This window comes from Actinosynnema sp. ALI-1.44, from assembly GCF_001984155.1.
Taxonomy (GTDB): Bacteria; Actinomycetota; Actinomycetes; order Mycobacteriales; family Pseudonocardiaceae; genus Kibdelosporangium.
This window is the reverse complement of record NZ_MTQO01000003.1, coordinates 1-460: the sequence shown is the minus strand read 5'-3', so window position 1 is coordinate 460 and position 460 is coordinate 1. Positions and strand designations below refer to the sequence as shown.

The 460-nt window shown below is 65.9% G+C and carries 1 protein-coding gene; it reads left to right on the top strand.

Translation table 11 applies throughout. The features are described from left to right. A partial coding sequence (locus tag ALI144C_RS00025) for a DUF11 domain-containing protein (protein ID WP_143230273.1) occupies nucleotides 1–460 on the top strand: 460 nt, incomplete at both ends.

Here is a 460-nt window from a genome sequence, read left to right as displayed (position 1 = left end):
CGCGGTTCTGGATGACGCGGATTACCAGAACGACGCCAAGGGCGCGCCAGTCGCGGGTGCGTTCACGTTCACCACGCCGAAGCTTGCCTGGGTCGGTGATCTGCCTGTCGGGCAGGCGACCACGCTGACGTATTCGGTGAAGGTGAAGAAGCCGAACACGGGCGACAACCGCCTCACCAACGTGATCACGACCGACACGCCGGGTGGCAACTGCCCGCCGGGTTCCACGGATCCGGAATGCACGACGACCACCCCGGTCTCCGGGCTCGAAATCACCAAGGCCGTCGACAAGCAGTCGGCGAACCCCGGTGATGTCGTGCGGTACACGGTGACAGTCCGGAACACAGGGCGGACTCCGTACACCGGCGCGACGTTCACCGACGACCTCACGAAGGTCCTGGACGACGCCGACTACCAGAACGACGGTGCGGCATCGGCTGGTGCGGTGTCGTTCGCGGCG